This is a genomic window from Ponticoccus litoralis (genome assembly GCF_039769985.1).
GTDB lineage: Bacteria > Pseudomonadota > Alphaproteobacteria > Rhodobacterales > Rhodobacteraceae > Ponticoccus > Ponticoccus litoralis.
Genome location: NZ_JBDNCH010000002.1, coordinates 3557300 through 3577727, shown reverse-complemented (window position 1 = coordinate 3577727; position 20428 = coordinate 3557300). Strand labels below are relative to the sequence as shown.

The window sequence follows — 20428 nt, the reverse complement described above, 5'->3', positions numbered from 1 at the left end:
TCGGAGCAAACTTTTCGATTTGGCCGTTGACACGGGTGCCAGCCCAGTCAGCGGCCTTTCGGTTTCTGGGACCTCCGAAACGGTTCGCCAGAGGCCTGAAAAGCCCAATCAAATCAAGGGGTGGGATTTTTCGGTTCACCAGCGCAAGCCGTTGATTTCCCTCACCCCGCACAGTCCTGCACGACTTCTCGTTCAAGACCCCGGAAGAGGTGCTGGACGAGATCAGCCAAGGCCACGCAGGAGGCGGCCACGGCGCGCACGCGCATCACGGCGGCGCCGAACCCGCGCCGGGCACACCCATGGGCGGCACCGGCGCCATGCCGGGCATGGATCACGGCGCGACGGGCCGGATGCCGGGCATGAGCGGGATGACGGCCATGGGCGGTCAGAGCGGCGGCATGGCCATGGATCTGAACGACTACGACTGGGATGCCTATCTCGCCAACGACCGGACGCTGTCGGATCCCGAGGTGGTGCAGGTCGAGCGCGGCGGACGCATCCGGCTTCGCGTCATCAACGCTTCGGCGGCCACGGTGTTCTGGATCGATACCGGCGCGGCAGAGGCGCGCATCGTCGCGGTGGACGGTCATGCGGTACAGCCGCTGACGGGCAGTCGGTTCGGGCTGGCCATGGGACAGCGGCTTGATCTCGAGATCGACCTGCCGGACGAAAGCCGCGCCTGGCCGATCCTTGCGCTGCGCGAAGGCGCGCGAGAGCGCACCGGCCTGATCCTTGCCACGCCCGGCGCCGAGGTGCGGCGCGTCGATGCCCTGGCAGAGGCAGACGCGCCCGCGTTCGACATCGATCTTGCGCAGGAAGCACGGCTGATCGCGATGGAGGCCCTGCCGGAGCGCTCTGTGGATCGCAGCCAGATGCTGATGCTGGGCGGCTCGATGCAGCCCTATGTCTGGACGATCAACGGCGCCGTCTGGGGCCAGCACAAGCCGGTTGTCGCGCGCAGCGGCGAACGGGTTGTTCTTTCGTTCCACAACATGTCGATGATGGGGCACCCGATGCATCTGCACGGCCACGTGTTCCAGGTGGTCGGCATCAATGGCCGGCGCTTTGCCGGCGCATTGCGCGACACGGTCTACGTGCCGCCGATGTCGATGGTGGACGTGGCGCTGGACGCGGGCGAAGCGGCGCGCTGGATGCTGCATTGCCATCACATGCCGCACCTGGAGACCGGGATGATGACCGAGTTCGCGGTCTCGTCTTCGGTCTGAGCGCAGGCGGGGCGTTCGCTTCGGGCGCCCCACCCTTCCGACCGCTGCGGCGGTGCTGTCTTGCGAAATCCGCAGAGACGGGCCTCTCGCAGTCCGGAGAACAGGAGGAAGACGTCATGAACTGGAACGACATGGGCACCGGAATGGGTTTCGGCATGGGGTTTGGCTGGCTGCTCGGCCTGCTGATCCTCGTTCTGCTGGTCTTGGCCATAGCGGCGCTGATCAAGTATCTCCGGAAATAGGAAAAAGCGCTTGGTCATGTCCGGCGGGATCAATTGCATGATCCCCGGGACAGGGACCGACGAAGTCGACGCCCGGGCGCGAAAGGCACTGGCGGATCGCGGCTTCGGCCCTCCCACCGGGCGGCGACCGTGCCGCTGGTCATCCTGGCGATGGGCAAACTGGTGGCCTTGCCGGTGCGCGGCTGGATCGGGCACCGAGTGGCCGTCCATCGTGAGTGCCCGCTGGCGACGCCCATCGTCCCCTGGGCAGCCCTGCCCTTCTTCCACCGCGGGATCGAGCCAATCCGCATCCTCTCGCCAGACATGCGGACGCTGATTTCGCTTGGGGTCGGTGCCGCGTCTCTCTGCTCGCTGGTCGCGATGGTCGGGGTCGGCGTGAACGACGCCCCTGCGCCGGCGGCTGCCGATGTCGGAATCCCCATGAGCACCGGGGCCGGCGTGGCCGTGGAAAGCACCGGGATCACGCTCATGCGCGGCGATCTCGCGGGGCTTGTCCGCGCGCGAAAACTGGCCGCCGCCCTCATCCGGTTCTTGCCAAGCGCCCCCATGCCGAGGCATTCGGATGGGCGGCTTGCCCTGAGCAGAATACGCCGGGCCGATACAGGCGCGTCGCGGCCCGTTGGGCTCGATGCCGGAAGACCTTCTTCGGGCCATCGCACTCGCGGCAACCGTCATCGAATGGTCCTGAAACCCGACCCTGGAACGACTGCGCTTGATGGCGCCGGCCTCCGGAAAGCCTTGGCGAGGGATCACATCAACCCGCGCCCCGATCTGTGCAAATTTTGCACAGATGCCCCATCCACATCATGAAGGCGGGCCTATACCCACCGATCATGCACATTTTGCACCGGAGGAGACCATGAAGACACTTGCAACGATCACAGCTGCCATCGCCGTGCTGGCAAGCCCCGCCCTGGCCCAGCAGACCTTGAAGTTTGCCCATGTCTACGAGGCAAACACCCTCTACAACGAAGCCGCCGAATGGATCGCCGACGAGATCGAGACGCGTACCGACGGCGCCTTTGTCGTCGACGTGTTTCCCGGCTCGCAGCTCGGAAACGAAGAGACGATTACCGAGGGGCTTCAGATCGGCTCGATCCAGATGGCCTATACCGGGCCGACCTTCCTTGGCCAGTTTCACAAGCCGATGGCGATCTCGGAAGCCCCCTTCATCTGGAAGGACTACGCCCACTGGAAGTCCTACCAGGAGAGCGATGTCTTCGCAGAGGTCAGCGAGGGCTATTTCGACAAGACCGGGAACAAGGTGACGTCGATCCTGTACTTCGGGTCGCGCCAGACCAGCTCTCGGGACAGGATCGAGACGCCCGAAGACATGCAGGGCATGAAGATCCGCGTGGCCAACGCGCCGCTGTGGAAGATCTTCCCGACCGCGGTCGGGGCCAACCCGACGCCGATTTCCTTTGCCGAGGTCTATCTCGCGCTTCAGCAGGGTGTCGTCGAGGGGCAGGAAAATCCGATCACCATCATCGAGTCGAACAAGTTCTACGAGGTTCAGAACTACGTCGCGCGGACCAGCCACATCACCTCTTCGGTGGTCTCGGTCTTCGGCGGCCCGCTCTGGTCCGGGCTGTCCGACGAGGAAAAGGCGCTGTTCACCGAAATCACCCGCGAAGCCTCGGCCCTGTTCAGCGACAGGATCGTGGCGCGCGAAGAGGAACTTTTCGACAAGTTCCGTGCCGGTGACGATGTCGAGATCGTCGATGTCGACCGCGCACCGTTTGCAGAGCTCGTGATCCCTGCCGTCAAGGCGGAATGGGGCGAAGAGCTGGTGGACCGCGTGACCGCACTGGCGGACTGACCGCGCCTGTCGCGGGCGCCTGCCCGCTCTGAAATCATCGCCGGGCGGAGAACCTTCTCGCCGCCCGGCACCATCCGAAGGAGGACACCATGCTTGGCACCCTGCGCAAGCTCACCGGCCTGATCGAGGAAAGCTGCCTGCTTGTCGCCTTCTGGGCGCTCGGCCTTGCCGTCTTCGCCCAGTTCTTCTTTCGCTATTTCCTCGACATGCCCCTTGGCTGGACCGAGGAACTGGCCCGCTATCTCCTGATCTCCGTGGCCTTCCTCGGCCTGCCGGTGGTGACGCGCCGGGGCGAACACATTGCCATCGACCTGTTCGTCGAGATGCTTCCCGTCACCGCCCGGCCCTGGCTGGAAGGCATCGCAGAGCTGATCCAGCTGGCCATCGTCGGCACCCTCGCCTGGCAGGCCTGGGCGCTTGCGCAGCTTTCGGGCCAGCAGATGAGTGCCATCCCGCTGCCCAAGTCGGTGATCTACTACGTCGTGTTCACCGGTCTCCTGCTGAATCTTGCCGCGACGCTGTTGCGCCTGGCCGACCGCCTGCGCGCTGTATCAACGGAGGTTCGCGCGTGACCGTCCTTTTCGTCGCCCTTGCCGTCCTGCTGGTGCTTCGGGTCCCTGTGGGCCTCGCCCTTGTCGGCGCCTCTATGGCCTACCTATTGCTGACCGAGGGCCTGGGCACACCGCAGGTGCTGTTCCGCATGATCAACGGGGTCGACAGCTTCACCCTGCTGGCCATCCCCTTCTTCGTCTTTGCCGGCGCGGTGATGAACGTGGGCGGGGTGACAGAGCGCATCTTCGGCTTTGCCAATGCCATGGTCGGCTGGATGAAGGGCGGGCTGGGCCATGTGAACGTGGCTGCCAGCGTGCTGTTCTCCGGCATGTCCGGCTCTGCGGTGGCCGATGTGGGCGGGCTGGGCGCGATCGAGGTGAAGGCGATGCGCGAGGCAGGCTATGACGATGACTTCTCGATCGGCATCACCGGCGCCAGCGCGATCATCGGGCCGCTGATCCCGCCCTCGCTGCCGCTTATCATCTATGGCGTCGTTGCCTCTGAATCCATCGGCAGCCTGTTTCTGGCGGGCATCCTGCCCGGTGTCCTGCTGGCGGGCCTGATGAGCCTGATGATCTTCGTCATCTCCTGGCGCCGCGGTTACAAGCCCAGCCTCGCCTTCAGCCTGCCGACCGTGCTGCAGCGTGGGCGCCGTGCGATCTTCCCGCTCTTTACGCCGGTTCTGATCATCGGCGGCATCATGACAGGCGTTTTCACACCCACAGAGGCCGCGGTGGCCGCCTCGGCCTATGCGCTGCTGCTCAGCGCGATCGTGTTCCGCTCCCTGAGCCTGCGGGACTTCACCCGGCTCAGCCGGGAAACCGCCACGACCAGCTGTTCGATCCTGATCATCGTGGCCGGATCGGCGATCTTTTCGTGGCTGCTGACCGCCAACAACGTCGCGCGGCTGGTACAGGACATGGTGACGGGCGTCACCGAGAACGCCTGGCTCTTCCTGCTGATCGTGGCCGTCGTCACGCTGGTGGTCGGCTGTTTTCTCGACATGATCGCCGCGATCACGATCCTTGTGCCAATCCTCCTGCCGACCGCAACCGCGCTGGGGATCGACCCGATCCATTTCGGCATCTTCTTCATGTTCAACCTGATGCTGGGCCTGCTCACCCCGCCGGTCGGAATGGTCATCTTTGTCCTTGCCAAGGTGGCAGACGTGACGCCGGGCTTCGTCAGCCGGAGCCTGCTGCTCTTTGCGGCGCCGCTCCTGCTGACCCTGTTGGCCCTTCTCTTCATCCCGGGGCTGAGCACCGCCCTGCCCGACTTCCTGAATGGAGGCTCCCAGTGACCGACTCCGCCCTGCTCGGCGCCGTTCTGCACGGACCGAAGGATCTTCGTCTCGAACCCGTCCCCGCCGAACCGCTTGGCCCGCGCGATGTACGCGTGACCCTCGGCGCGGCTCGGGATCTGCGGCTCCGACCAGCACTACTACCACAACGCCCGGATGGGGAACTTTGTCCTGAAGAGTCCCTTCGCCCTTGGTCACGAGATGAGCGGCGACATCAGCGAATGCGGCGCAGAGGTACAGGGTCTTGCCCCGGGCGACCGCGTGGTGATCGATCCGGCCCTGACCTGTGGCCAGTGCCCCGCCTGCCGCAGCGGTCGCGCCAACCTGTGTCACAAGGTGCGCTTCATGGGCTCCGCCAGTCATGACCCGCACCTCGACGGCGGGTATCGAGAGAGCTTCGTGGTCGAAGCGCGACGCTGCGTGCCGGTGCCGGGGGACACGCCGCACGACCTGCTGTGCGTGACAGAGCCGCTTTCGGTGGCCGTCCATGCGGTCGAGCGCGCCGGCCCGGTGCTGGGGCGCGACGTGGTGATCGCCGGGGCGGGCACCATCGGCGCGCTCATCGCAGCCGTCGTGCGCGCGGCAGGCGCGGCGCGGGTCTGCGTATCGGACCCCAGCGCCTTTCGCCGCGAGACCGCGTTGAGGATGGGGGCGACCGATGTGATGGACCCGGTCGCGGGCGACCTGGTGCCGGTGATCGACGCCCGCGGAGGCGCCTTCGACATCGCCTTCGAGGCTTCGGGCCATCCCGCGGCCTTCCTCGACATGGTGCGGATGACGCGGCGCGGCGGGCGGGCGGTGCTTGTCGGCATGATCCCCTCGCAAAGCTGCGAGGTGCCCTTCAACCAGATGACCGCGCGGGAGATCGACCTGATCTCGACCTTCCGGCAGAACGGCGTGTTCGAACGCTCGGCGCGGATGCTGGTGGACGGCATGATCGACCCGGGGCCGATCCTCACCGCGCGGTTTCCCCTCGCCGACGTGCTGGAGGCCTTTCGGGCATCCTTCCGGACCGAACAGCATATCAAGGTGCTGCTGACGGGTGGGGCCGGCCCTGGGGCGCGGCGTGACGCAAAAGGTGACCGCCCCGGAGATCGCCACCCGGCTTGATGTGTCGCGCTCTACCGTGTCGCGCGCCTTCGACCCGATGTCGCGGATCTCGCCCGACGTGCGCCGCCGAATTCTGAAACTGGCCCACGAACTGGGCTATCGTCCGACCACCGCCGCCCGCCTGATGATGCGAGACTATCCGCATGTCATCGCGGTGATCGTGCGCGATGTGACCAACCCGGTGCGGGCCGGCATCATGAGCCGCCTGATCCGCGAACTGGAACGCGGCGGCACGCTGCCGCTGGTGTTTCAGGTGCCCAATGCACGCAGTGCAAGCGCCCGGATCGAAGCGATCCTCAGCCACCTGCCCTCGGCCGTGGTGATGACAGGTTTCGTGCCGACCTCGAGCATGCTGACCCTGTGTTCGCAGCGGGGGACGCCGACGCTGATCCTCAACAGGGGTGGGATAAAGGGGCTTGCCGCCAATTACGTCACCAGCGACCATTTCAGCGGCGGGCGCATGGCCGCCGCCGAACTGGTCGCGCGGGGGGCGCGAAAGATCGGCTTCGTCTCGGGCCGGGTGGAAACGATCCGGATGCCAGCGCCGAGCGGCTGCGCGGCTTTCTTGCCGGTCTCGAACAAGCGGGCGTGGTGGCGATGGCCGCCTATGACGGCGACCACACCTATGACGCGGGCCGTCGCGCCGCGCGCGAGTTCTGCACCGCCCGCACGCGCCCCGACGGGGTGTTCTGCGGCAACGACCTGATGGCGATGGGCTTCAAGGATACAGCCGAGGAAGAGTTCGGCCTCACGGCTCCCTCGAACTACCAGCTGGTCGGTTACGACAACATCGAGACCGCAGGCTATCGCCCCTACCGGCTGAGCACCGTCGCGCAAGACATGGCGGCGGTGATCGCCGCCGCGGTACGCGGCATCAACGAACTGGTGGAAAAGCCCGAGAAGTCGATCCGGGTGACGGTTCCGGTCGAGTTCATTGCGCGCACCACGACAACAGAAAGGGTTCCCGAATGACCAGTCCGGAAAGCAGGCTGCGCTTCATCGTCGTGGGTCGGGCGGGGATGGATCTCTATCCCGAACCGGCAGGCACCAAGATCGCCGAGGCCGCGCAGTTCTCTGCCATGCTTGGCGGATCGGCGGCCAATATCGCCGCGGGTCTCGCGCGGCTTGGCGCTCAGGTTGACCTGATGACGGCGCTCTCGGACGATCCGGTGGGGCGGTTCTGTGCCGCCCGGCTGGACGCCTTCGGGATCGGCCAGCGGCTGATCAGCCGGTCCGGCCCCGAGACGCGCACCTCGCTTGCGCTGTCCGAGACCCTGATGGACCAGCATGAGACAGTGATTTATCGCAACGGGGCGGCAGATTTCGACCTTGGGGCGGATCTGCCGGACCGGATGGACCTGACCGGCCTTGCCGCGCTGGTTGTGACCGGCACCGCGCTTGCGCGCGAGCCGTCGCGCATGGTCACCCTGCGTGCCATCGCGCTTGCGCAGGAGGCAGAAGTGCCGGTGGTGCTTGACCTCGATTACCGGCCCTATTCCCGGGCCAGCGCCGAAGAGGCCAGCGAGATTTACACCGCCGCAGCACAGCACAGCAGCATCGTGGTGGGGAACGATCTGGAGTTTGCCGTGCTGCGCGGGGCATCCTCCCCGACCGCCGATCACGCCCGCACGCTTTGCCGCGAAGGGCCCGGGGCCTGCATCTACAAGATGGGGCAGGACGGCGCGATCACCTTCCACGCGGGTCAGGAACAAGCCAGCGGCATCTTCCCGGTCAGGGCGCTGAAACCCGTGGGAGCGGGCGATGCCTTCCTCGCATCGTTTCTCGTGACACGCTTCGCGGGCAGCGGGATGGACGAGGCCGTGCGCCGGGGGTCGTACCGCGGCCGCGCTGGTGGTGTCCCGACCGGGCTGCTCCGAGGCCATGCCGCGCGCCGAGGACGTTACCGCCTTCATGCAGGCCAACCGCATGACGATCCCCACCGTGATCGAGGCCTGACGCATGGCACTGGTGACCCTGAAAGAGGCGATGGACGCCATCCCGGCGCAGCGGGGCGCGCTTGCGGGCCTCGTGGTGTTGGGATGGGAAGATGCCCGGGCCTACGTGGCCGCCGCCGAACGCCTCGGCTGCCCGGCGGTGTTGCAGGCCGGACCCGGGTGCCGGGCCCATACGCCGCTGTCGGTCCTGGCAGAGATGTTCCGCGTCCTCGCCGAAGCGGCAGCGGTGCCCGTGGTGGCCCATCTGGATCACGGCAAGACCCCGGAAGAGTGCCTTGCCGCAATCGAGGTCGGCTTTTCCTCGGTCATGTATGACGGGTCGGCGCTGCCGTTGGCAGAGAACATCGAAAACACGGGTCGGGTGCTTGAAGCGGCCCGCCGCGCCGGGGTGAGCGTCGAGGCAGAGCTTGGCGTCGTCGGCTATGTGGGGGCCGCCCCCTCGGTCGGCACGGACCCCGACGAGGCCCGCCGCTTCATCGCGGCGGTGCCGGTGGATGCCCCGGCGATCTCGGCGGGAAACACCCACCTGAGCACATCCGACAGCGTGCCGGTGGATCTTGCCGCGATCCGTGCCGTGCAGGCCGAGGTGCCCACGCCCCTCGTGCTGCACGGCGGCAGCGGCATCCCCCGCGCGCAGCGGCGACAGCTGGCGCTGGACACGCGCGTGATGAAAATCAACATCGGCACCGAGTTGCGACAGGCCTTCGGAGGGGCGCTGCGTGCGACCTTGCAAAGCGACCCGACGGTCTTTGATCGCAACGCGATCCTTGGCAGCATCATCGAGCCCGTGACAAAGGTGGCAGAAGACTCGCTGAGACAGCTCTGGGCCTGAGGCGCGGCTCCGTCGCAGGCGCGCCGCCCGCCAGCTGGCGCAGCGCGCCCTCGATCCCGGCGCCTGCGAGCCCTGCCCTGTTCAGCGGACGCCGGTCATTCATCCTGCCCGGAAAATCCGACCTCCGCATGCCCCCGGCATCGGGGCATGGACCGTCGCCATTGGCCCCGGTTTCAGTCGGGCGCGCTTTGCTCGGGCAGCGTGGACGGCGGCGTGATCTGCCCTATGCCGCTGCGAAAGCCGGCGAGGGAAATCGGTATCTGAAATCCGTTGCTGTTCGGCTGGGCAATGGTGATCGAGGCCGCGCTGCCCTGTGCCAGGCGCGCGATCAGCTCTTGTGAAAGCGGCGCTTCGACCAGACAGCCCCGGGCAAGGCACCGGGACCAGGAGAACGCCTCTGCTGCCTCTCCATCGATGCTCAGAACCGGTTTGCGGGTCAGATCCGTTCCGAGGGGAAGCGAAAGCTGCAGGCGCAAAGCGCCCTCCGCCGGTGTCCATGCCAGGGCGACAACCATAGCCGCCACGTTGGGATCCTGCGTCAGCACCCTTTGGTAAAGCTGGCAGGCCCCGGGCTCGGGCTCGCCGGGCTGCACGCATTCGACCACCCAGTCGCCGATATCCTTGCGGCTGTTCCGGTCGAATTCCGCCCGTTCCTGTGCCGATGCCTGAGACGCCGCCAGAACGGCCAAGAGAGCCGCCGAGGCGAGGGCCGGACGCTTAGTGCGGCACATCGTTTTCGGCCAGCTGACGCGTGGAAAGGGCCGGAGCGTTTTCCATCGACGCGCGTGTGACGGTCCCCCTGATCGGAACGTTCTTTCCAGACGCGTTCACCAAGGCCAGCCGCTGCTTCTGACGGGCGATCAGGTTTCGCTGGACCGCCGGGTCCTGGAACCCCCAAATGCCCTCTTCCGCGCCTTCCAGAAGCAGATCGTAGACCGCCAGCTCGACCGCTTGCCGGACGGCAATGCCCGTCGGCTCGTTGACCGAATAGCCGGCATCCAGCTCCAGAAGCTCGTCTACGGCGACAAACCGGAAGGCCGAGACCTGATCCGAAACGGAGTAAATCGTCTTTTCTGTCTGTACCGAGGCAAGGACTTCGCCGGTCTGAACACTGACCGCGCGCAGGATGACCGAGATGCGATCACGCCGGTATTCCGCGTTGCTGCCGATCCCCAGGATCCGGGCCCCGAAGCCGCCCGTCAGAACATTCGTATCGTAGTCGATGACACCGCCGGAAACCATCAAACCCGCGAACCGCAACGGTTGCAGGGCCGAGCGCTGCAGTCCGCGATAGTTCTGGTTCGTTTGGTCGATCAACTGCCGCTCTGTCAGCAAGTCCTGAACATTTGCCCTTTCGACCACGTTGAACCATTGACCGTCGCCGACTTCGGTCAGCACATCGATCAAGACATCCGACATGCCCTGAGAAACGGCGCGGGAAAAACGCGTCAGAAAATCCGACTCTTCGTTCTGGCCGGTTTTGTCGTCGTACTTGTAGACGGCGACATCGATTTTCTTGCGTGGAGGCGGCAATTGCTGCAGTGCAAGACCAGTGTTCGTCGCGGGTGTCGAAAGCGGCGGAACAGCGTTTTCATCGAAACGTGTGCCGATTCCCTGAAGGCCTATCCCATCGCAGCCACTCAATGAAATCGCCAGGAGCGGGACCAGGGCCACCGCTTTTGACCGCATCAAAATTCCATGTCCCATACTGCTTCTGCCCTAACCTCTTGGCCCGCCGTTATCGACGGTCTGCTTTAGTTTGTGGAGCTCGAGTTATCTATTGAGAACCTGCCTGCATTGGATGCGGCGTACCGGTGCGGGTGGTGTTGGTGTCCCGCCAACGCCGCCAAGATCTATAACGATGGGAGGAAAATTGATTTCGGGCGGTGCGTTTCCGCCGCCCCCTCCGCCCTGCTCGGCGAACTGGTTCTGAATCTGTGCGGTACCAATAAGATAACCAAATACGTCGGGATTTCCGCCGAATCCGGGGTTCAAGGGCTTGTAGACAAGATCGCCTGCCATTGCCGCCCCTGGACTCAGGATCAATACCGCAGAGCCAATGCGGAGTAACATGTTGATTTTAATCATACCCGTTCCCCTTTCAGCCTCAGTGACGCTCCTGATTAATTAAGACGCACTACGGTACCCTCAGGGGCGTTTTTGATAACCACACCGCCACTGTAGCCCTCACCGGCCTGTCCGTATACAACCCGTGTGCCTTCGGAGTTGACGAGCGCTATGGAATTGTGAAGACTGTTGCCAATCTGCGCCACTGCAATACCGTTATTGGATCCGCCGACGATAGCGGCAGTCGAGGTATTGTTGCTTCCAATCTGAAGCTGGGCAATCACGCTTCCGGGCGAATCCTGAACAGCGGCGACCGCGTAATTTTCGGTGCCCGCCTGAAGAATGAATGCGCCTGCATTCTGGCTGTTCGTGATCGCCGTGGAGGCGCTGTTGTTTTCACCCCTTTGCGCGATCAATGTGCGCGCGCCGGATGCCGCAGAGCCGGAATTGCCCCCCGATCCGGTTTCAAGAACGGCTTTGCTCTGCCGGCTGGCGACAACCTCTTCCAAGGTCAGACCATTGTCGATCTGGAAGCCGAATTCTTGCGCGGACGCAGTGCTTGCGATGCCAAGAAGCATGGCGGCCACGATTGGCGGTCTGCTGACTTTCATGTCGAAGCCCTTCCGTGAGACGTTAACGTTCATAGGCGAGCGAGCAGGTGGTTTGCCGTTCGGCGCCCTCGATCTTGAGGCTGACGGCCAAACGGCTTCCTTTCGATAAATAAACCGTCGTTGACGATACGACAAGCATACCGTCCATACTTTGCCTGGCACCATCGAATTTTCCGCCCTGACGCGACAAAGAGCGGCTTCCCGCTTGGCGCGCCTCGACCGCCATGCTGTAGGTGCCGCTCGGCCATTGCGCGGCATCGACGACGCCCTGAAGCGTCACGAAGTTCCCGTCTTCCGACATTCTGATTATGCAGTTTTTCGACGGCACGCCTTCAAGCTGCGTTGACGTCAGCATGGGTAATTGAAGAAATACAATGAGAAGCAACATGTTACGCCCCTTCACCTGAAATAATCCGAGGGCATCGCGATGATGCCCCCGAACACTGTCATTCCGCTCCGTCCTGGCGCGGTGTCTTGGCCTCAGTTCTGCTGGTAGTTCACAGCTTCGTTGCTGCTGCCCAGCTGGACGATGGCCGAGGTGTTGTTGCTGCCGTACTGGACCGATGCGGCAGAGTTGAAGCTGCCGGGGCCAGAGCCGGGGGACGTGATCAGGCTGACGCCTGCCGGAAGCCCATAGCTGCGCGTCGTTCCGTCGATCGCCGCAAGCGTGCCGCTGGTGCCGCCACCCTGGGAGATGAACGAGTTGTTGTCGTCCCCGATCTGCAGGTTCGCCGCGGTGTTGTCGCCGTTGCTCTGAACGGTCACGGTACCGTGTTGCGATCACCGAACTGACCGTTGGCGGCAATGTTGTCGTTGCCGGACTGCAGGATCAGCGAGGTGTTTTCGTTGCCGCTGGTTGCAGAGGCAGCACCGTTGTCGACGCCCTGCTGGACAATCGCCGTGTCGTTCATGTCACCCAGCTGCATGATGGCAGCTTCGTTGGACGCGGTTGTCTGGCTGATCAGGGCGTTGTTGTCGTTGCCCTGCTGCACGGTCGCCGATTCCTGACCCGAGCCGACCTGGACGTTGACGGCCTGGTTGTTGTTGCCGACCTGGAACTGCACGTTGGCATTCGCGGCCTGGCTGGTGACACCCACTGCGGCGGTGAAGCTGCCGCTGCCTGCGGAAAGGCCGTATGCGTTCACGTACCGCCTGCGCTGCATCGGCACCGGATCCGACATAGGCGTCAGCGGTTTCGTCAAGGCCGCCACCGGTACCGTGTCGAGTGCTTCGGCATAGTTGCCGAACGAAGAAGTGTCCTGATCAGCAACGGCGGCAGTGCCGGAGGTGGCCGACGATTGGGTCGGGTCGGCTCCGGTCCCTGTCTGAGTTTGAGCGAAGGCCACGCCCGAAGACAGCAGCAGGGCCGAAGACATCATAAGTAGCTTTTTCATGGTGATAATCCTGTTAAATACTTGATCCGAACGATTGCAGGGCCTCGGGGGGCACATGTGCTGCCCAAGACGACCTGTTCCAAATTTATTCAGCTGATGGTGGATCCGATATTCCCGGGATCACCTACTTGGACGGGCGCCTCGGCTCACCGGATCACTGGATTGCCACCACCGATTCCCGGGTGTGGGCCCCAGGGACTAGGGGATTCCCGCGAGGCCGGGTGCGATGATCTGATGGAAATTGACTAGTTCCCCGATTCGCCCGCGGCGTCCAGGCGGGGAAGCGCTCTGCAAATGACTGTATCTGCGGAAAAAGTTAACACATTCTTGACAACCACTTGACCCCGAGTAAACTTGGTCACCAGTTGAGTAATATATAGTTATAATTCATTGGCTTTTTTGCCAGCCGCCTTGATCGAAAGAAGAGGCTCATGCACCAAGTAAGACTTTACTGTGGGGTGTTTTTTTTAGGATTCGCTCTTAGCGCATCGCCCGTTTTTGCCGATGACCGTGTTTATGTTGGGCAGGCGTCTGTTGCCAAGGGCAGTGTATACGTGTTGCAGGCATCCCAGATACAGGACCAACGGACCCTAAGACGCGCTGTGACCCAGCCGAGAAGAACCGAACGCACCATTGTCCGCGCGGCACCCGCGCGCAGCACTCGGATTCTCGAACTGGCCGGAAGCGGAGTACCGAAGTTACCTGACGCACACATAGAAACCAATTGATATGCGACGCGCGCGAAGCGCCTTGTCTCTTCATGGAGGAGCTTATTATTGATTCATTTCAATCCTCATTGTGCTTTGGACAGGAGGAGGGGTTTATGCTGGATAGCGAGGTAAGTGAACTAGGAATTCTTGGTAACTATTTTTTAATCAACAGTGCCTTGGGAGTAATCGTTTCAGAGTTGGGCATACGCTATTCCACCTGCGAGAGTCCTTCGCAGGTTCCGACACACGCAAGCGTTGTTCTAATCAGCTTTGACGCGATCGATGACCTTCTTTCCGATATGGACGTTATTCTGAGCCGTTCGGACTCTCCGCCCAGGCTTATATTGTTTCCGCGTTTCAATGATATTCCCGTGAATCTGCCCAAACTTCCGAAAGAAGTCGCCGCGGTGGTACATCCCAAGATGGGCCACGCGGAAATCAAATCCATCATCATCCTGGTCATGGAGGGTCACAAGATTGTCCCGTTTGGCTCTCCGAACAACCCTCTGTCGAAGAACACGCTTGAGAACACCGAGATCACTCAGGAGGTGCTGACGCGGCGACAGCGCGAAATTCTTCAGGAAGTGGCCAAGGGGCAGACGAACAAGGAAATTGCCCGCAGCCTGAAAATCTCGACCAATACGGTCGAGGCGCATGTGTCGTGCATCATTCGCAAGTTGAATGTGCAGAACCGAACGCAGGCCGCCCTGGCGCTCAACGATCCGGTTCTTTCCGCTTCGGTTCCCGTTCGAACGGAAAGGGAGACACAGCGCCAACAGGCCTAGGTTGTAGAAGGGTTCGGATGTGAAGCCATCCGGGATCGGGTGCCCTCGATCCCCTCGTGCAAGCAAGCCTCGCCGTTCGAAGTCGCGCGGCGAACTTGTCAGGTTTGTCCTGGTGCGCGCTGCCCGGGTCTGCCCGGGTGGCGCCACTGCCCTTGCGCGGGCGGCGGCCGCACCCGGCACGAAGCCCTGAACAGGCGTGCCGCGCCGCCCGAGAGCCCGGGGCTGACACGGCCCCGCCAAGTCCGCATGCCGCGCCGGGAGGTTGCCCGCCGCGCGTCCCTTTGCCGCCCGATGCCGGTATTGGCATCCCCGGGCGATGCCCTGCGCCTCGCCCCCTTCGCGGTCAGGCGTAGAAGGCGGGCGGCACGTGGCGGTAGGGTAACAAGGACATATCCGCCGGCGCCACGCCGGGACAGTCGATGTCGTGGATCGGACCGCAGAGCGGCTCGAACCCCGCGCGGAAGTGGTTCTTCGCCTTGATGCCGAAGACCGCGATGCGGCTCAGGTCGATCCCGTGCAGGTCGCACCAGGCCGGGTCGTTGGCGCTTTGGCAGGTCTCGCTGACGACCACCTGCATCTGGCCCGCGCGCAGCACGGCGGTGCGCCCCATGTCGATCTCGCGCCCATATTCGAAAGGCCCCCGGTTGCGGAAACGGCCATCGGTCAGGCGCTCGACCATCCCGTGGAACGGGACCGGCGCCCCGAACGCGGGGGCGATGCGCCCGCCGAGGGTGCAGTCGATCGCCGCCCCCTCGCCCAGCCCATGCGCCCGCGCCACCAGGTCGGGATTGTAGAAGAAGCAGAACAGCATCGGCAGATCCGGGCCGCTCTCCATCATCGCCCGGAAAAGCGCCGTGGTGTCCCCGATCCCGCCCGACAGCGGGTTGTCGGCGGTATCCACCAGGGTCACGGGCCAGCGGGCGCCCTGATCCAGCTGCCGGGCGGCAAGGGCCAGGCCCTCGCGGGGGCCGGGCAGCGAAACGCGGAAGGCCTCGCGCCGCGCCTGATAGGCGGCGGCCAGACGATCCAGCAGCGGCTCCGGCGCAAGGCCCCGATCATGGGTCACCGCCACGGCGGCCCGGGTGTTGGGGGTATCGGCATAGGTGAAACCACCGAAGAAGGTCACGTCCGCGACCCCTTCGGCGCCGCTTGCCTCCTGCCCGAGCGCCACCAGTTCGGCCATCGGCCCGGCCTCGGTGCGCATCCCGTGCGACAGCGGGGCGAAGTCCAGCTGGCGCAGCGCGACAGCGGGCCGCCTGCCCTGCTCGAAGGCGCGCTCCATCATGGTCAGCGCACGGTGCGCGGCGGCATCCATGTCGACATGGGGATAGGTGTGGTAGCCCGACAGGATGTCGACCGCCCCGGTCAGCGAGGGATCGAGGCAGGCGTGCATGTCCAGGCTGACCGCCAGCAGAGGCTCTGGCCCGATCGCCGCGCGCAGGGCGCGGATCAGGCTGTAGTCCGGCGACAGGTCGTCCTCGGCCACCATGGCCCCATGCAGCGACAGGTAGACGCCGTCCCAATGCTGGCCCGCAAGATCCGCAAGGATCTCGTCGCGGATCGCCGACAGCGCTTCGGTGGTGACCGGGCCAAGCGGCGGTGCCGAGGTGCAGCGCGAGACCGTGACCTGCCAGTGCGGATGGTCGTCGAGGAAGCGCACCAGCCCGCCCAGTTCTGTCGCCGTGCCCCGTGCACCGGTCAGGGCCTCTTCACCCCGCATCCACTCGCGGCGCCGGAAATCCTCCAGCCGTGTCGGGATCGGGTTGAAGGAATTGGCCTCGTGCCAGAGACGGGCAACGGCGATGCGGCGGGGCTGGGCCATGGGCGGTCCTTGGGTTTGGTCAGATCCGGCGGCGCGGGATCGTGTTGGCGTAGATGTCGAGCGTCGCAAGATGCTGGTCGGCGGCCTGCAGGGCCTTCAGAGAGCCTTCGCGATCCCGCGCGGCGAGCAGCCCGCACAGGACCTCTGACACCGCCAGCGCCGGGGTCAGCGTATGGAAGAAGGTGCGGCTTTCGGTCGAGCACAGGATGACCTGGTTCGAGATCGGGATCAGGGGCGAGACCTCGCTGTCGGTGATCGCCAGCACCGACAGGCCCTTCTCGCGCGCCAGCGCCGACAGGTCCAGAGACTGAACCGCATAGGGGCTGATCGAGATCACCAGTAGCACGTCCTCGGGCCCGGCGCGCAGCAGCCCATCGGCCCCGGTGCCCGCGGGCCCGTCCAGATGCACCGTGCGGTCGCCCAGCAGGGTCATGACATAATGGAAATGCCAGGCCACCGAATGGCAGGAGCGCAGGCCCAGCACATAGACCCGCCTTGCCCCTCCCAGGAGGTCCGCCGCCGCGTCCAGCCGGGCCAGCGACTCGGGTTCGCTCAGCCGGGCGATCTGCGCCGAAAGGCTTTGCAGCATGTCGTGCGCCAGCCCGCTGCCCGCCGGTCCGTGCTCTCCCTCGCGTTCGCGCGCGCGGGCGGCGAAACCATCGGCCCGCAGCCGCAGCGCCTCGGAGAAATGGGTGCGGATGTCGTCGTAGCCCGCCAGGTCCAGGAACTTCGCCAGCCGGGTCATGGTCGCCGGTTGCACGCCGGCCTTGCGCGACAGTTCCCGCATCGAGACCAGCGCCACCTCCTGCGTGTTCTCGAGGATGTAGCGGGCGGCCTGCTGCAGTTGCGGCGACATCTCGTCAAAGCGGGCGACGATCCGGTCCCGCAGGGCATCCTTTTGCAACATTCGTTTCAGCCCCTGTCCTGATCCGTCCCTTTATCTGCGCCTGATGGCCAGAGATGGCAATTTTTACTGTTGGGTTGACGCGGATCGACGCCAGACCCGGAAGATTTGAACGTTTCATGAGCAAAACTCAAGTATCAACCGTTGCGTCGGATAATTTTTTGAAACATTTGTTGCACTGCGCATCGAGTCCTGCGACCAAGTGTCAGCCGCGGCCTGTTCCGCGATTCCCCTCCGGCCCCGGCCGGAACGCAGTATGGACGAGACCATGACCAGACTCCTTCACCGCAAGATCGGCGCCCCCCTGCCCCATGCCGTTTCGGGCCAGGGTGTGACGATCACCGATTCCGCCGGGCGCAGCTACATCGACGGATCGGGCGGTGCGGCGGTCAGCTGCCTTGGCCATGACCACCCCGAGGTGCTGGCGGCGATGAAAGCCCAGATGGAGCGGCTGTCCTACGCCCATACCTCTTTCTTCACCACCGATGCGGCAGAGGAACTGGCCGAGCGCCTGACCGCCCTGGCGCCCGACCCTCTGAACTGGCTGTACCTTGTGTCGGGCGGGTCCGAGGCGGTGGAGGCCGCGCTGAAGATGGCGCGCCAGTATTACGTCGAGATCGGCCAGCCGCAGCGCCGGCACATCATCGCCCGGCGGCAAAGCTATCACGGCAACACCATCGGCGCGCTTGCGGCGGGCGGCAATGCCATGCGCCGTGTGCAGTTCCAGCCGATCCTGCCCGAGACGCATCATGTGTCGCCCTGCTACCCCTATCGCGACAAGGGCCCGGACGAGACGCCCGAGGCCTATGCCGCGCGGCTGGTCCAGGAGCTGGAACAGAAGATCGAGGAACTGGGCGGCGATCAGGTCATGGCCTTCGTCGCCGAGCCGGTGGTCGGCGCCACCATGGGCGCGGTGGCCGCCGTTGCCGATTACTTCCAGCGCATCCGCGCGCTCTGCGACCGCCACGGCATCCTGCTGATCCTCGACGAGGTCATGTGCGGCATGGGCCGCACCGGCAGCCTGTTCGCCTTCGAGCAGGAAGGCGTGGTGCCCGATATCGTGACCATCGCGAAGGGCATGGGTGGCGGCTACCAGCCTGTCGGCGGCGTGCTGTTGTCGCAGCAGATCTACGAGGCCTTCCGCGACGGCTCTGGCCTGTTCCAGCACGGCCACACCTATATCGGCCATCCGATCGCCACCGCCGCCGCCAACAAGGTGGTCGAGATCCTCACCCGCCCGGGCCTGATGGATCAGGTCACCCACCTTGGCACGCGGTTGCAGGCGGGGCTTGATGCCGCGCTGGGACAATCCCCCCACGTCGGCGACATTCGCGGGCGCGGCCTGTTCCGGGGCATCGAGATCGTGTCCGACAAGGACGACAAGATCCCCTTCGACCCGGCGCGCAAGATCCATGCCGGGATCAAGGCAGAGGCCATGGCCGAGGGCCTGCTGTGCTACCCCATGGGCGGCACCATCGACGGGGTGCACGGCGATCACGTGCTGCTGGCCCCGCCCTACATCTGCACCGAGGACGAGATCGACCAGATCGTCGAGCGCCTCGCGCGGGCCATTCGCCGCGTGACCGAAGGCTGACCCGATGACCCGCCGGATTGCCTTTGCCGGGTTCAACCTCGGAATCCGTCACTGCCGTGCCGCAGGTCTCGACCCGGGCGGATTTCGAGCGGGCCTGCTTTCGCGGTGCGGAGATCCCGGCGCAATACCGCGGCAGCAACACGGTGGCGGGCGGCGTGCTCTCGGTGCTGGACGCGGCGGGCGTCGAAATGGTGCCGCTGTTCCACAGCCTGCTGGGCGCCCTCGGCCCCGCCGCGGATGACGCCGTCACCGCCTTTGCCGATGAGCTGGTGCAGGGCCTGCGGGACGCGGGACCGCTGGACGGGCTGGTCCTTTACCTGCACGGGGCATGCTGGGCCCCGGGGTTTCCGGACGTGGAACGCTACATGATCGAGCGCGCCCGCGCCGCCTGCCCGGATCTGCCGATCTCGGTGCCGCTGGATTACCACGGCAACGTCGACGCGGCGACCTTTGCCGCCGCCGATATCGCCGTGGCCTACCGCCATTCCCCCCATATCGACATGGGCGAGACCGGCGAACGCGCCACCCGCGCGCTGCTGCGGCTGATCGAGACCGGCGAACGGCCCGGTCTCGCCGTGGCCCGGCCCGGCGTGGTCATCCCCTCGATCCTCTCGGCCACCGCGCTGGAACCGCTGGCCAGCCTGATCGCCATGGCCCGGGCCGAGGAAGCCTCGGGCGATTGCGACATCTCGGTCATGGGCGGCTTTGCCTATGCCGACAGCGCCAATACCGGCATGTCGGTGATCTGCCTCGACTGGCAGGGCCAGCAGGCGGCGCAGGAGAAGGCCACGCGGCTCTCAGCCGCGCTGCAGGCCGCCCGCGCCGCGCTCTCCGATGCGATCCCGATCTGGCAGATGGACGCGGCCATTGCCGAGGCGGCGCGCCTGCGCGGCAGCGGCGCGCCGGTGGTGATCCTGGAGCATGCCGACCGGATGAACGACAGCACCCACGGGCTGCGCGCCGTCCTCGACGCCGATCTGGGCCGGGTCATGGTGCCCTTCCTTCTGGATCCCGGCAGCGCCGCAGCGGCCCATGCCGCCGGGGCCGGTGCCGAGATCACGCTGCAGCTTGGCGGCAAGAGCGCGCCGGAAACCGGCGGCCCGCTGGAGCTGACCGCCCGCGTCCTCTGGACCGGCGAGAAACGCTTCAACGTCTCGGGCCGCTACCAGCAGGGGGCGCCGGTCGATCTGGGCCTAACCGCGCTTGTCGAGGTCGGGCCGGTGCGGATCTCGATCACCTCGCATTTCGCCTTCGCGGTGGATGGCGACCCCTTCTTCATCTTCGACGAGCGGCCAGAGGACTACGACGTGATCCTGCTGCGCTCGAAGACCCATTTCCGGGATTACTACACCCCGCTGGCAGCGGCGATCCTGGTCACGGATACCCCCGATCTGGGCCCCGCCGACGTGCGACTGGTCCGCTATACCCAGCTCGACACGGGCCGGGTCTATCCCCGGTGCGCCGAAACGGCGGACCCAACCGAATAACAACAAGAAACTGACCCA

The 20428-nt window shown here is 65.0% G+C and carries 20 protein-coding genes and 2 pseudogenes; 13 read left to right on the top strand and 9 right to left on the bottom strand.

The genetic code is table 11. The features are described from left to right. Positions 1 to 176: 176 nt before the first annotated feature. From ABFB10_RS18745 to ABFB10_RS18700, 10 genes and pseudogenes are all read left to right on the top strand, one after another. Positions 177 to 1226, top strand: a pseudogene (locus ABFB10_RS18745) (multicopper oxidase family protein); the annotation flags it as partial. Positions 1227 to 1342: 116 nt separating this feature from the next. Further along, complete coding sequence (locus ABFB10_RS18740; RefSeq protein ID WP_347167655.1) at positions 1343 to 1468, top strand: hypothetical protein; 126 nt, start codon at positions 1343 to 1345, stop codon at positions 1466 to 1468. Between the two features lie 129 nt (positions 1469 to 1597). Then, positions 1598 to 2278 (top strand): hypothetical protein, encoded by a 681-nt coding sequence (locus ABFB10_RS24265; protein ID WP_430523052.1) that lies wholly within the window; start codon positions 1598 to 1600, stop codon positions 2276 to 2278. Between the two features lie 49 nt (positions 2279 to 2327). Beyond that, positions 2328 to 3287, top strand: a complete 960-nt coding sequence (locus ABFB10_RS18730) for a DctP family TRAP transporter solute-binding subunit (RefSeq protein WP_347167654.1) — start codon at positions 2328 to 2330, stop codon at positions 3285 to 3287. A gap of 89 nt (positions 3288 to 3376) precedes the next feature. After that, the gene (locus ABFB10_RS18725) at positions 3377 to 3859 is read left to right on the top strand and encodes a TRAP transporter small permease (protein WP_347167653.1); all 483 of its coding nucleotides are present in this window, start codon (positions 3377 to 3379) and stop codon (positions 3857 to 3859) included. Further along, positions 3856 to 5139: a TRAP transporter large permease gene (locus ABFB10_RS18720; RefSeq protein WP_347167652.1), complete on the top strand. Its 1284-nt coding sequence runs from the start codon at positions 3856 to 3858 to the stop codon at positions 5137 to 5139. The genes ABFB10_RS18725 and ABFB10_RS18720 overlap by 4 nt, the downstream gene beginning before the upstream one ends. Positions 5140 to 5256: 117 nt before the next feature. Continuing rightward, complete coding sequence (locus ABFB10_RS18715; RefSeq protein WP_347168063.1) at positions 5257 to 6249, top strand: alcohol dehydrogenase catalytic domain-containing protein; 993 nt, start codon at positions 5257 to 5259, stop codon at positions 6247 to 6249. A 360-nt stretch (positions 6250 to 6609) separates the two neighbouring features. Beyond that, positions 6610 to 7221: a substrate-binding domain-containing protein gene (locus ABFB10_RS18710; protein ID WP_347168062.1), complete on the top strand. Its 612-nt coding sequence runs from the start codon at positions 6610 to 6612 to the stop codon at positions 7219 to 7221. Then, a pseudogene (locus tag ABFB10_RS18705) lies at positions 7218 to 8075 on the top strand (PfkB family carbohydrate kinase); the annotation flags it as partial. The gene ABFB10_RS18710 and the pseudogene ABFB10_RS18705, both read left to right, overlap by 4 nt. Before the next feature lie 133 nt (positions 8076 to 8208). Further along, on the top strand, positions 8209 to 9036 hold the full coding sequence (locus ABFB10_RS18700; RefSeq protein WP_347167651.1) for a class II fructose-bisphosphate aldolase: 828 nt from the start codon (positions 8209 to 8211) through the stop codon (positions 9034 to 9036). Between the two features lie 173 nt (positions 9037 to 9209). Here ABFB10_RS18700 and ABFB10_RS18695 read toward each other — a convergent pair whose 3' ends face one another. The 7 genes from ABFB10_RS18695 to ABFB10_RS18665 form a co-directional block, all read right to left on the bottom strand. Then, positions 9210 to 9725, bottom strand: coding sequence for an invasion associated locus B family protein (locus tag ABFB10_RS18695; RefSeq protein WP_347167650.1), 516 nt, complete (start codon positions 9723 to 9725; stop codon positions 9210 to 9212). Positions 9726 to 9753: 28 nt separating this feature from the next. Beyond that, positions 9754 to 10725, bottom strand: coding sequence for a CsgG/HfaB family protein (locus tag ABFB10_RS18690; RefSeq protein ID WP_347167649.1), 972 nt, complete (start codon positions 10723 to 10725; stop codon positions 9754 to 9756). 84 nt (positions 10726 to 10809) lie between these two features. Further along, positions 10810 to 11124 carry a curli assembly protein CsgF gene (locus ABFB10_RS18685; protein WP_347167648.1) on the bottom strand — a complete coding sequence of 105 codons (315 nt, stop codon included), beginning with the start codon at positions 11122 to 11124 and terminating at the stop codon, positions 10810 to 10812. Between the two features lie 35 nt (positions 11125 to 11159). Further along, on the bottom strand, positions 11160 to 11714 hold the full coding sequence (locus tag ABFB10_RS18680) for a hypothetical protein (protein WP_347167647.1): 555 nt from the start codon (positions 11712 to 11714) through the stop codon (positions 11160 to 11162). Between the two features lie 22 nt (positions 11715 to 11736). After that, complete coding sequence (gene csgH, locus ABFB10_RS18675; protein WP_347167646.1) at positions 11737 to 12102, bottom strand: curli-like amyloid fiber formation chaperone CsgH; 366 nt, start codon at positions 12100 to 12102, stop codon at positions 11737 to 11739. Between the two features lie 92 nt (positions 12103 to 12194). Beyond that, entirely contained in the window at positions 12195 to 12479 is a 285-nt protein-coding gene (locus tag ABFB10_RS18670) for a hypothetical protein (RefSeq protein ID WP_347167645.1), read from the bottom strand. Further along, a complete protein-coding gene (locus ABFB10_RS18665; protein ID WP_347167644.1) occupies positions 12476 to 13108 on the bottom strand; it encodes a hypothetical protein in 633 nt (210 codons plus the stop codon). Before ABFB10_RS18665 ends, ABFB10_RS18670 begins: the two co-directional genes overlap by 4 nt. Before the next feature lie 823 nt (positions 13109 to 13931). Between ABFB10_RS18665 and ABFB10_RS18660 the strand changes: the two genes are divergently transcribed. Further along, a complete protein-coding gene (locus tag ABFB10_RS18660) occupies positions 13932 to 14603 on the top strand; it encodes a response regulator transcription factor (RefSeq protein ID WP_347167642.1) in 672 nt (223 codons plus the stop codon). A gap of 343 nt (positions 14604 to 14946) precedes the next feature. On the opposite strand, the gene ABFB10_RS18655 is transcribed toward ABFB10_RS18660, so the two are convergent. Together ABFB10_RS18655 and ABFB10_RS18650 are read right to left on the bottom strand one after the other, a co-directional pair. Next, the gene (locus tag ABFB10_RS18655; RefSeq protein WP_347167641.1) at positions 14947 to 16425 is read right to left on the bottom strand and encodes a M81 family metallopeptidase; all 1479 of its coding nucleotides are present in this window, start codon (positions 16423 to 16425) and stop codon (positions 14947 to 14949) included. A 19-nt stretch (positions 16426 to 16444) separates the two neighbouring features. Continuing rightward, on the bottom strand, positions 16445 to 17332 hold the full coding sequence (locus tag ABFB10_RS18650; RefSeq protein WP_347167640.1) for a MurR/RpiR family transcriptional regulator: 888 nt from the start codon (positions 17330 to 17332) through the stop codon (positions 16445 to 16447). Between the two features lie 265 nt (positions 17333 to 17597). Between ABFB10_RS18650 and ABFB10_RS18645 the strand changes: the two genes are divergently transcribed. Further along, on the top strand, positions 17598 to 18923 hold the full coding sequence (locus tag ABFB10_RS18645) for an aspartate aminotransferase family protein (protein WP_347167639.1): 1326 nt from the start codon (positions 17598 to 17600) through the stop codon (positions 18921 to 18923). A 23-nt stretch (positions 18924 to 18946) separates the two neighbouring features. Further along, positions 18947 to 20410: a M81 family metallopeptidase gene (locus ABFB10_RS18640; protein WP_347167638.1), complete on the top strand. Its 1464-nt coding sequence runs from the start codon at positions 18947 to 18949 to the stop codon at positions 20408 to 20410. Positions 20411 to 20428: the final 18 nt, after the last annotated feature.